Here is a 9,925-nt window from a genome sequence, read left to right as displayed (position 1 = left end):
GATGTCCGGCCAGCGCTGCGGCAGGGGGCAGCCCCGAGCCCGGGCCCTCCCACGTCGCTTCCCGAGCCGGGCAGGCGGCCAACCTCCCCCAAACACCGACCACAAGCCCCTCGGGGGGAGGGTGGGCGCGTCAAATCGCTACGCGCTCCTCGCCAACGGCGTCCGACGACCGTCCGGGGCTGGTCATAAGCCGCCACGGATCGCTACGCGCTCCTCGCCGACGGCGTCCGCCACCCGTCTGGGGCTGGGCATAGGCCGCGACGGATCGCCACGCAGCTAGCGTCGTCTGGCGTCGTCCAGCCCGGCACGGCCTGGACATAGACCGCCGACGACGGTCAGTTGGGACTGTTCGTGGGCGTCTGCGGGTCCATTTCAGCGCCCTCGGCGCCCTCAGCGTCCTGACGGACCCATATGTCGGTGATCTCAACCTCTCACTACGGCAAGAGGGAACACAGCGTCGCGAACAGCCAAAAACAGCTCGCAGTCGCCCGCTTGGGGACGCTTGTAGCGATTGTGGGCGGCTTACTGAGGATTTTGGCGCTGTGTCGGGGGCTGACAGTTCTTGATCGTCGCGGTATGCCGGTTGTATGAGGTATCCGCAGGGAGGGGGTCTGACGTCGGAACGTCAGGCCTTCCGGGAGAGCGTCCGGCTGGACGCTGTCGTCCTGTTCGGCCGGGGCGTGCCCAATGCCGTGATCGCAAAGCGATTACGGGTCACCGAGCGCTCGGTCCAGAGATGGCGGAAAGCCTGGTGCGAGAACGGCCCCGTCGCTCTCCGCTCGAAAGGGCCGATGTGCCGGCCGAAGATCAGCCCGAGCCAGTTCAGGACGCTGGAATTCGAGCTGGACGAAGGGCCGGTTGCTCATGGATGGCCGGACCAGACCTGGACCCTGGCCAGGATCCAGAGCGTCATCGGTCGCCGACTCCACAAGAGCCTGAGCATCGCGGCGGTCTACCAGACCATGCGCCGCGGTGGCTGGAGCAGGCAGGTCCCGGCCAGACGCGCACTGGAAAGAGACGAAACCGCGGTGGCCGGCTGGGTGAGTGACGTGTGGCCGCACGTGGAATGACTGCGGCGGCGCTCGGGGCCTGGGTCGTCTTCGAGGACGAAGCCGGCTTCTCGATGACGCCGCCATCCCGCGCCACTTGGGCCCGTCGCGCACGCACCCCGACCGTCCGTATGCGCGGCTGGACCCGATGCCGTGTGACGCTCGCGGGAATGTGCTGCTACAAACCGGGTGAGCGCTCACGTCTGATCTACAAGCTGCACGTCCACAACCGGCGTCCGGTGAAGGGCCAACGCCGCAGCTACGACTCGAAGGACTTCCGGCGGATGATCGTCGCCGCCCACGGCAGCCTCAAAGCACCCATCGTCCTCGTCTGGGACAATCTCAATACGCACCGCACCAAAGACATGCGCGACTTCATCGCCGCGACCGAATGGCTCACCGTTTATCACCTGCCCGCCTACACACCCGACCTCAACCCCGTCGAAGGTATTTGGTCAGCACTCAGGCGCACCCACCACGCGAACCACGTCTTCGCCACCCCCGAGGACCTCGTCCACGCCCTCCGAACCGGCCTGAGACGCCTCCAGCACCACACCGCAGCCATCAATGGATGCCTCACCGCCACAGGCCTCACATGACGACACCACGACAAAATCCTCAGTATGTCCAGCCCCAGACGGTCGTCGGACGCCGTTGGGGAGGAGCGCGTAGCGATTTGACGCGAGATGCCCGTCTGACCTCCCGCCGGCGTCATTTGGTCGCTGTTTGGGGGTGGTTGGGCCGCCCCCGATCCTGAGGGCGGTCTGGAAGGGCCCGGGCCGGGGCCTGCTGCCGGGAAACCGGCCGTCCATCGCGACCGCCCCGTCCATTTGCTTCTGACCCGGCCCGTTCTTTTGGGGGTTTCCCGGCAGTCTTCGTTTTTCCGTGGCGGGACGGCCTGTCAAGGGTGGAGCGCAGCGACATCGCGAAGCGACGCGACGAAGGAGCGCCCTTGACAGGCCGGCCCGACACGGAAGGACGATGAGACTGACGGGAAACCCCCAAGGCTTCTCTGATTCCGCCCAGTCAGGACCCCGCCACCGAAGCCCCCGGCCGGCTTTCGCTCCAGCCCTCCTCCGCCTCCAGCTGCGCCGCCAGCCCCAGCAGCAGTGGCTCCGAGTCCGCAGGTCCCAGCAGTTGGGCCCCCAGGGGTAGTCCGGACGAGGTGAAGCCCGCCGGGACGTTCACTCCCGGCCAGCCGAGGACGTTCCAGGTCCAGGCGTACGGGCAGGCCGCGATCATCGCGCGGTCCGTGGCCAGTGAACCGAGTCCCGCCAGGGCGCCGATGGGGAGCGGGGGTGTGGCCGTCGTCGGGGTGAGGACCACGTCGAAGCGGCCGAACACCTCTCCCACCCGCCACCGGAGCCCCGCCTCCGCCCGCCGCGAGACCCGCAGAGGCAGGCCGCCCAGGAGGCGGCCCGTGCGGGCGGTCTCGTGCGTGCGGGGGTCCAGTAGTTCGGGGTCCGGGACGCGGGACACCCAGTCCCGGACGCCGCTGGTCGCGCGGGGTACGAAGGTCAGCCCGATCGGGCCGTATCGGGGGTCCTCCGGAACCACCTCGTGGCCCAGCGACTCCAATACCCCGGCCAGCCGCTCCACCGACGAACGGACCTGCGGGTCCAGGGACTTGGGCGTCGCCGTGAAGGGCATCGCGAAGGAGAGGGCGATCCGCAGCCGGCGGGGCGTGCGGCGGATGGCATCGACGGCCGAGATGCGGGCCGGGCGGTGCAGGTCGTCGGGGTGTGGGCCGCTCGCGGCGTCCAGCAGGAGGGCCGCGTCGGCCACGGTGCGGGCGAGCACACCGTTGACCGTGAGCCCGTGGAAGGACTCGGGCTCCGGCCAGGTGGATATGCGTCCGCGCTGCGGTTTCACGCCGATCAGGTGGGTCCAGGCCGCGGGGATCCGTACCGAACCCGCTCCGTCCGACCCGAGGGCCGCCGGGACCAGCCCCGCCGCCACGGCGGCCGCAGAGCCGCCCGAGGAGCCGCCCGGCGTGTAGTCCGGGTTCCACGGATTGCGGGTGTCGCCGAAGGCCTCGCTCTCGGTGAACGGCCATTGCCCCAGCTCCGCCGTGTGGGTCTTGCCGACGATCACCGCTCCGGCCGCGCGTAGCCTTCGTACCGCCTCGCTGTCGGCGGTCTTCGGGGTGAAGGAGCCCGCGCAGCCGAAGGCGGTCGACTCCCCGGCCACGTCCATGTCGTCCTTGACGGCGAGCGGTACGCCCAGGAGCGGCAGCCGCTCACCCGCCGCCAGCCGTCGGTCGGCGGCGTCCGCCTCGGCGAGCGCGGCCTCGGCGCGTACGATCCGGAAGGCGTTGAGCGTCGGCTGCGCGGCGGCGATCCGGCGCAGCGACTCCTCCGTCAATTGGCGTGAGGACAGCGTGCCTTCGGCGAGTCCGGCGGCCATTTCGACCAGGCCGGATGCTCGGAATGTTCCGGATGTTCCGGGTCCCCCGGGTACCCCGGATGCTGTTGATGTCACTGCGACGACCCCTCCCCGGTTCCCCGTTACCGCTCGGTAGGGAGACAGTAAGGGGGAGTGGTCGCGCGCGTCAGCGCATCTTGAGGGGATGTTCGGGGGTCAGGGCCGCGGAGATGCGTTCGGCGATGGTTTGGGCCGAGTTGCCCGCGGGACTCTTGGGGCCCTGGGTCACGGTGACGGAGATCGCGAGCTTGTCCGCCGGCAGGTAGGCCTGTATAGCCGCGTAGCCCGAGAACGACGGGTTCGTCAGGATCCAGTCGTCGTCGATGATCACGCCCAGACCGAAGTGCCGGGCCTTCGTATTGGTCAACTGGCAGATGCTGGCAGGGCAGGTGGACGTCGCGTGGCCCAGGCCGATCGTGCCCGGATCGAGTTGCGTCTTGAAGGACTTCTCGGACAGCAGCTCCCCGGTCCCGATCGCACGCGCGGACCGGTCGAGATCGCAGATGTTCTGCACCAGCACCGCACCGGGAGCGGTGGTCCACGATGGGTTCCAGAACGTGGACTCCTCGTAGTCGGCCCGCTCGGAGGTGAAGGCGTGCAGGACGGGCTCCGGGATCTGCGGCGTGAACTGGTTGCTGGACTCGCTCAGGCCGAGCGGCTTCATCACGCGCTCCGTGAGCAGCCGGTCCAGCCGGAGGCCGCTGATCTTCTCCAGCGCGGCGCCGAGTATCGCGAAGTTGGCGTGAGAGTAGCTCCAGTTGGTTCCCGGCTTGTAGAGCAACGGCTTGGCGGTCGCGATCCCGATGACCTCGGCCGGTGTCCAATGCCGGAACGGTGCGGCTTCGAGCTCGGCGACGAATGCGGGGTCCGTCACGTAGTCGTGCAGGCCGGACGTGGAGCTGCCGAGCATCCGCAGGGTGATCTCCGAGCCGTGCGGCACGTCCGGCAGCCAGCGGGACACCGGGTCGTCGAGCGAGGCCTTGCCCTGCTCGACGAGCTGGAGCAGCACGGCGCCCATGTAGACGATGGCCACGGAGCCCGTACGGAAGTGCATGGACGGCTCGGCCGGTACGCCCGTCATCGACTCCCCGAGCGCCGTGGTGAGGACTTCCCGATCGCCGGAGGAGACCCGCAGGATCACCGAGTTCAGGCCGAACTCCCGCTGGGCCTGCTGGGCGATGGTGAGGACCTTGCGGGCGTCGCCCTCGGCGGGGCCCGGCGAGTTCACGCAGGTCCCCGGGGCTGCCGCTGCCACTTCCGAGGTCGAGGTCGAGGCCGAGGCCGGGGCGACGGTGATGCCGGTCGGAAGGGCTGAGCCCATCAGGCCGGCGATGCACAGCGAAACGGTACGGATACGCCTCACCCGTCCAGTGTGGACGGGTGAGGCATGTGCCGCACGCCGGTCGGGTTCCTGCGGCCGTGGGGCAGGGCGGTGGGGCAGGGCGGTGGGGCAGGGCCGTGGGGCGGGGCCGCGCGGCGGACCCACAGGAGCCCGACCGGCTGGGCGGCGGGCTTGAGGACGCTATGCCGGGCGGTGTGCCGGCAGCCGGATCAGATCCAGCCCTCCAGCGAGGCCATGAACCCGTCGAAGTCGTCGCGGTGGATGGTGTGTCCGGCCCCGGAGACCGAACGCACCTCGAAGCCACGGCTCTTGAGCATCGCCGCCCGTTCCTCCGAGATCAGGAAACTCGGATCGGCGAGCTGCACGAGCGAGGGGACCGCGGGCCCGGCCGGCATCAAGTCGGCGCCGAGCAGCGGGCTGAGGCTCAGTGCGGTGGCCTCGTCCCAGACCGCCAGCGTCGCCAGCTCGACGTCCACGTCCGCCTCCTCCCAGCGCGGGTTCATGCTCTGGATCAGCTCCTTGTCCGCCGCCTTGAACCGTGCGAACAGCTCCGGACCGAAGCCCTCCCCGGGGCTGGCCAGGTGCCACGCCGGATCCGAGAAGACCGCCCGCCGGGGCCTCAGCCGGTCCACGGCCAGCGACAGGGTCAGGCCGCCCAGGGAGTGGCCGATGGCGAGCTCCGCGCCCGCCGGAAGGGAGTCGACCAGGTCGTTCGCGTAGAGCTCCGGGGCGTACTCGCCGCGCCCACTGGCCCCGTGACCCCGCAGGTCGACCGCGATGACGCGGTAGCCGAGGTCGGCGAGGGCCGGTCCCACCCGGCGCCAGGTCCGGTGGTCGGCCATGATGCCGTGGATCAGGAGGGCGATGCGGTCGCCCTCGCCCCAGGTGTGGGTGTGCAGCTGCACGGTGGTGCCTTTCTCTACGCGTTGCGCTGGAGGGTTGGGTTCGCGAGATCAGTCGAGATCGGTCGAGGTCGGTCGAGATCGGTGCTGCGTCAGCGCACGCTGCGGATCGGCTTCACCGCAAGGGCGCCCGCCACCGCCAGTACGGCGGCGACGACGAACAGCGCGGTGTACCCGCCGCTGAGCGAGACGACCACCGAGGCGACGAAGGGCGCGACGATCTGCGGGCCGGCGTTGGCGATGTTGAGCACGCCCATGTCGCGGGCCGCGTCCTCGGCCTTGGGGAGCACCATCGTCACGAGCGCGGTGTCCACGGCCATGTAGCAGCCGAACGCCAGCCCGTTGACGACGGCGAAGGCCAGCATCGCGGTCCAGCTGGTCGACACGGCGGGGATGACGAGTGCGACGGCCGACAGGAGGGCGGAGGCGCCGACGAAGAGCTTGCGGCGGTCGAACCTGTCGGAGAGGTAGCCGCCGAGGACCGTGGAGACGACCATCGCCACGCTGGTCAGCGGCATCATCACGGCCACCGCCGCCTCCGGCTTCATCCCGTCCGGCAGCACGGTGTGGTCCTGGAGGATGTACAGCTGGTAGCCGGTGACCGCGAAGTACCCGAGGACGAGCAGTGCCCGCCCGATGAAGGCCCACCGGAAGTCGTGGTCCTTCAACGCGCCGGTGAAGGCGGCCAGTTGTGCCTTGACGGGCATCGGGGCGCGGGCCGGCAGCCGCTCCTCGCGGGTGCAGGCGGTGAAGAGGACCGCGGCGCCCGCGACGAGCGCGCCGAAGATGAGGTAACCGGTGCGGTAGTCCTCCGAGAAGGCCGCGCCGAGCAGCGCGCCGATGGTGGAGCCGAAGGGCAGGCCGAGGCCGACGGCCGCCGAGGCCTTGCCGCGGGCGGACATGGGCACGCGGTCGGGGACCACGGAGGTGATGGCGGCCTGGTAGACGTTCATGACGGCCTGGCCGAGGCACCAGGTGATCGTGATCAGCAGGATCGTGTTGGCGAGGCCGAGCAGGAACATCGCCGGAATCGCGGCGAGTCCGCCGCCGAGGACCCAGGGGTTGCGCCGTCCGCTGCGGTCGGAGAGGGCGCCGGCGACCGGATTGAAGACCGTGGCGAAGATCGCCGAGACCCCTGCGATCAGGCCGAAGTTCGAGACCTTGTTCGCCGGATCGATGTGCTCGACCTGGAGCGCGAGCAGTACGCCGGCGACACCGACGTAGAGGGAATACATGGCGGTGTTGCCGACGAGCAGCAGGGGGAGCAGTCCGCGTCCGGGGCGGCCTGACCGGGGCGTCGTGTCGGTGGCATCGGCGGCGGCGCCGGCGCCGTGGGAGGAAAGGGCCACGGTGCCCTCCTGGGCGGGTGAGGGTGCGGAAGCGTGCGGGTGAGGGGCGCGCGCCGCCCTGTCGCGACGGCGGGGTGCGAAGGAACGCGACAGGGCGGCGGCGCGGTGACACGGCGAGACATCACTGTCAGGTGGATGCGACGCCATGGTTACACGTGTCAATGACTCGTGTAACCACTGTGTACCATTCGTTTCCGGCCATCCGCTAGCCCTTGGGCGCACCAGGTCTGGAAAGATGCCACGGCAATGTCTGAGTCATCGAAGTCGCCGAATTCGCCGCCGCCCCCCGTACCGACCAGCGCCGACGTGGCCCGCCTCGCCGGGGTGTCGCGGGCGACGGTCTCGTACGTCCTGAACAACGCGGAGGCCGTACGCATCAGCGAGCCGACCCGCCGCAAGGTCAGGGAGGCCGCCGAGGAGCTGGGCTACGTCCCGCACGCGGCCGCGCGCAGCCTGCGGGCGGGGCGCACCCGGATCGTGCTGCTGCCCACCCCGAACGCGCCGATCGGGCCGCTCTACAGTGCCTTCCTCAACGAACTCCAGTGGGCGCTGCGTCGCCTCGACTACACCGTGGTCCAGTACGGGAGCCTGGGCCTCGGTGGTGACGAGGCCGCCCGCGCGTGGGCGGAGCTGCGTCCGGTGGCGGTGATCTCGCTCGGTGAGATCGCGCTCACCGCCCACGGCGTGGCCACCCTCAAGCGGGCCGGGGCGCGCGCGGTCATCACCATGGGGCCCGACCGGGTGCCGGGGGCGCACGCGCTCGTCATGAACCAGGAGGACGTCGGGGCCCGGGCCGCGGCCCATCTGGTCGAGCGGGGCCGGCGGCGGATCGGGGTGATCGTTCCGGATGAAGCGGGGCTCGAGCTGTTCTCCGGGCCCCGGCTGGCGGGTGCCTGTTCGGTCGCGGGCGCGGAGGTGGTGGAGGCCCTTCCGATGGCCTACACCGAGGAGTCGGCGGGTGCGCTGGCCGCGCGGTGGCGGGGGCTCGGGCTGGACGCCGTGTTCGCGTACAACGACGAGTACGCGATGCTGCTGATGCGGGCCTTGCAGGACGAGGGGCTGCGCGTGCCGGAGGACGTGGCCGTCATCGGGGCCGACGACCTGCTCCTCGGGCGGCTGCTGCGGCCGCGGCTGAGCACCGTGCGGATCGAGATGCCGACCGGTGGGCATCTGGCGTCGCTGGTGGACCGGGCCGTGCGGGAGCCGTCCTCGGAGGTCACCGAGCGGCACGACCTGATGGCCGCGGTGGCCGTCGGCCGCGAGTCGACCTGACGCCGGTCCCTGGCGGGGGCTTGTCCCGGGTGCCGGTGTGGGTGCCGGTGCCGGTGCCGGTGCGGGTGCGGGTGCGGGTGCCGGTGCGGGCCGGATTCCCGGGGCTCCGCCCCAGACCCCGCGCCTCAAACGCCTGCGGGGCTGGATCGTCCCGCCCCGGACGGGAGGCCGGGCCCCGCGGGGGCGGGGCTGGATTGCGGATCGGGTGGCCGTTGACAGGGGGTGACGTGCGGACGGAGACTTCGGGCGCGCCCCACCGGGTGCAGCCGGCGCTGTGTTCCGGTGCCCACACCGGCGCCGAGGCGGTGTCGGCCGTACGGATCCGCCCAGGAGAGACCCCATGAGCATCCGCACCGTCCGCGACGTGTACGTCGTCGACGCCGTCCGCACCCCGATCGGCAAGTTCGGCGGGGCCCTCGCCGGGGTCCGCCCGGACGACCTGGCCGCGCACGTGGTCCGCGCGCTGGTGGACCGTACGCCCGAGCTCGACCCGGCCCGGATCGACGACGTCGTCTTCGGTGACGCGAACGGCGCGGGCGAGGACAACCGCGACGTGGCCCGGATGGCGGTGCTGCTCGCGGGGCTCCCCGTGAGCGTCCCCGGGGTCACCGTCAACAGGCTCTGCGGATCGGGCCTGGAGGCGGTCGTCCAGGCCGCCCGCGCCATCGCCGTCGGCGACGCCTCCGTCGCCATCGCGGGTGGCGTCGAGTCGATGAGCCGCGCCCCCTGGGTGGTGCAGAAGCCCGAACGGGCCTTCCCCGCCGGGCACCAGCAGATGTGGTCCACCACCCTCGGCTGGCGGATGACCAACCCGCGCATGCCCGAAGAGTGGACCGGTTCGCTCGGCGAGGGCGCCGAACTCATCGCGGAGAAGCACGGCATCACGCGCGAGGCGCAGGACGCCTTCGCGCTGGAGAGCCACCGCAAGGCCGCGGCCGCGTGGGCCGCGGGGCAGTACGAGGCCGAGGTCGTCCCGTACGCGGGCGTGGACCTGCTGCGCGACGAGTGCATCCGGGAGGGTTCCACGCCCGAGGCGCTGGCCCGGCTGAAGCCCGCCTTCCGTGCCGACGGCACCGGCACGGTCACCGCCGCCAACTCCTCCCCGCTCAACGACGGAGCCGCCGCACTGCTGTTGACCGACGAGGCGGGGCTCGCGGCCACCGGCCGAGAGCCGCTCGCCCGGATCAGCGCCTCCGCCGTCACCGGCATCGAACCCCAACTCTTCGGCCTGGGTCCGGTGGAGGCCGTCCAGCGCGCCCTGGACAAGGCCGGACGCGGCTTCGCGGACCTCGCCGCGTTCGAGCTCAACGAGGCCTTCGCCGCACAGGCGTTGGGCTGTCTGGCGGCCTGGCCCGAGCTGGACCCGGCCGTGGTCAACCCGCGCGGCGGAGCCATCGCCATCGGCCACCCGCTCGGCGCCTCGGGTGCCCGGCTGGCCGGGTCGATCGCGCACCAGCTGGCGGCGGCCGGCTCCGGTACCGGCATGGCGGCGCTGTGCATCGGCGTCGGGCAGGGCATCGCTCTCGTCCTGGAGCGCTGAGCCACAGCAGTAGGCCGCTGAGCCCTCCCGTCGCCCTTGGCTTGCGA

General features: G+C 71.2%; 8 protein-coding genes. 4 read left to right on the top strand and 4 right to left on the bottom strand.

Annotation, left to right across the window (positions count from 1 at the left end; all coding sequences use genetic code 11):
* Positions 1-587: 587 nt before the first annotated feature.
* Positions 588-1,070, top strand: coding sequence for a winged helix-turn-helix domain-containing protein (locus ACFV9H_RS03275; RefSeq protein ID WP_385392580.1), 483 nt, complete (start codon positions 588-590; stop codon positions 1,068-1,070).
* On the top strand, positions 1,052-1,648 hold the full coding sequence (locus ACFV9H_RS03270; protein ID WP_385392577.1) for a transposase: 597 nt from the start codon (positions 1,052-1,054) through the stop codon (positions 1,646-1,648). The genes ACFV9H_RS03275 and ACFV9H_RS03270 overlap by 19 nt, the downstream gene beginning before the upstream one ends.
* A 427-nt stretch (positions 1,649-2,075) precedes the next feature.
* On the opposite strand, the gene ACFV9H_RS03265 is transcribed toward ACFV9H_RS03270, so the two are convergent.
* From ACFV9H_RS03265 to ACFV9H_RS03250, 4 genes are all read right to left on the bottom strand, one after another.
* A complete protein-coding gene (locus ACFV9H_RS03265) occupies positions 2,076-3,455 on the bottom strand; it encodes an amidase (protein WP_385392575.1) in 1,380 nt (459 codons plus the stop codon).
* 145 nt (positions 3,456-3,600) lie between these two features.
* Positions 3,601-4,836 carry a serine hydrolase domain-containing protein gene (locus ACFV9H_RS03260; RefSeq protein ID WP_385392572.1) on the bottom strand — a complete coding sequence of 412 codons (1,236 nt, stop codon included), beginning with the start codon at positions 4,834-4,836 and terminating at the stop codon, positions 3,601-3,603.
* 188 nt (positions 4,837-5,024) lie between these two features.
* Positions 5,025-5,720 (bottom strand): alpha/beta fold hydrolase, encoded by a 696-nt coding sequence (locus ACFV9H_RS03255; protein ID WP_385392570.1) that lies wholly within the window; start codon positions 5,718-5,720, stop codon positions 5,025-5,027.
* Positions 5,721-5,809: 89 nt separating this feature from the next.
* Positions 5,810-7,066, bottom strand: coding sequence for an MFS transporter (locus tag ACFV9H_RS03250; RefSeq protein ID WP_385392567.1), 1,257 nt, complete (start codon positions 7,064-7,066; stop codon positions 5,810-5,812).
* Between the two features lie 246 nt (positions 7,067-7,312).
* On the opposite strand from ACFV9H_RS03250, the gene ACFV9H_RS03245 reads away from it, so the two are divergent.
* Both ACFV9H_RS03245 and ACFV9H_RS03240 read left to right on the top strand, forming a co-directional pair.
* Complete coding sequence (locus tag ACFV9H_RS03245; RefSeq protein WP_385392565.1) at positions 7,313-8,338, top strand: LacI family DNA-binding transcriptional regulator; 1,026 nt, start codon at positions 7,313-7,315, stop codon at positions 8,336-8,338.
* 340 nt (positions 8,339-8,678) lie between these two features.
* Entirely contained in the window at positions 8,679-9,878 is a 1,200-nt protein-coding gene (locus ACFV9H_RS03240) for a thiolase family protein (RefSeq protein WP_385392563.1), read from the top strand.
* Positions 9,879-9,925: the final 47 nt, after the last annotated feature.

The sequence above is a fragment of the Streptomyces sp. NPDC059874 genome (genome assembly GCF_042731135.1).
In the GTDB taxonomy this organism is placed as follows: Bacteria; Actinomycetota; Actinomycetes; order Streptomycetales; family Streptomycetaceae; genus Streptomyces.
The sequence above is the reverse complement of the archived record's forward strand: the minus strand, read 5'-3'. Positions and strand labels throughout refer to the sequence as shown.

What these genes read in the sequence shown, in the direction of transcription:
- ACFV9H_RS03275 (WP_385392580.1), top strand. Translation starts at nt 588, where the DNA reads ATGAGGTATCCGCAGGGAGGGGGTCTGACGTCGGAACGTCAGGCCTTC.
- ACFV9H_RS03265 (WP_385392575.1), bottom strand. Translation starts at nt 3,455, where the DNA reads ATGGCCGCCGGACTCGCCGAAGGCACGCTGTCCTCACGCCAATTGACG.
- ACFV9H_RS03245 (WP_385392565.1), top strand. Translation starts at nt 7,313, where the DNA reads ATGTCTGAGTCATCGAAGTCGCCGAATTCGCCGCCGCCCCCCGTACCG.
- ACFV9H_RS03240 (WP_385392563.1), top strand. Translation starts at nt 8,679, where the DNA reads ATGAGCATCCGCACCGTCCGCGACGTGTACGTCGTCGACGCCGTCCGC.